Source organism: Vibrio sp. 1557 (assembly GCF_033340175.1).
GTDB classification, from domain to species: domain Bacteria; phylum Pseudomonadota; class Gammaproteobacteria; order Enterobacterales; family Vibrionaceae; genus Vibrio; species Vibrio alginolyticus.
In genome coordinates, this window is sequence record NZ_JAWOVZ010000304.1 from 1 (window position 1) to 1,014 (window position 1,014).

A 1,014-nucleotide genomic window follows, 5' to 3' on the forward strand; every position below is an offset into this window, starting at 1 on the left:
TGTACAAAAGTATCGATTCGCCATACAAGTCGGTATTAAAAGCCATCTTGCTAGAAGCTTACTCGTGGGAATACCCGCACACACAACTGTTAAGTATTGATACCAAGCGTCGATTCTTTGCCCATGAGCCAGATCTCTATGGCATGGACGCATACTACTTAATGTTGGAAAAAGTTACGCGCTATTTAGAACGAATCCAAGACGATACACGTTTGGATTTGGTGCGTCGTTGTTTTTATCTCAAAACCCATGAAAAGCTATCGCGTGAACCCGATGTCGGTTCGGTGGCTTGGCGTCGTGAAGCGCTGAGCGACATGATTGCGAAATGGAATTGGGATGACAGCGTGGTTGCCGAGCTCGATGACCGTCGCAACTGGAAAGTTGAACAGGTGAAAGTCGTGCATCATGCGTTGCTTGATGCGTTGATGCAGAGCTACCGTAACTTGATTCAGTTTGCGCGTCGCAACGACATCACATCCGCGATCAGCCCGCAAGACATCAGCATTCTTGCGCGTAAGTTGTACGCTGCGTTTGAAGTGTTGCCGGGCAAAGTGACGTTGCTGAACCCACAAATTTCCCCTGATTTACATGAACCAGATTTGAGCTTCATCGAAGTTAAAGAAGGTGGGGTGAACAAGTCGGGTTGGTATCTCTACAAGCAACCATTGATCGCACATCGCATTCTTGGGCAGCCATGTCTTGAGCATCACGAGTACTTGAGCAAACTGGTCTCGTGGGCTTTCTTTAATGGCCTCATCACCGAATCTACGCGTTTGCATGCCGTGGTGCGTGAAGCACAGCTAGATATCGATAAGTTCTACCAAATGGTGAGTGACTTACGAAATACCTTTGCACTGCGTAAACGTCGTCCGACGATGCAAGCGTTAGCGAGCCCGTGTGAAATCAGCCAGTTGGCGATGTTCATCAACTTCGAAAATGACCCTACGTCAGAGCTGTCCGGGCGTTCACTGAAGGTGGATGTGAAAAATACTGATATCTTCAGTTTTGGTCCGG

The 1,014-nt window shown here is 48.0% G+C and carries 1 protein-coding gene; it reads left to right on the forward strand.

Annotated elements, in window-relative coordinates:
- On the forward strand, positions 1-1,014 hold a 1,014-nt coding region (locus R7070_RS26655; protein ID WP_318141582.1), incomplete at both ends, for a class I adenylate cyclase.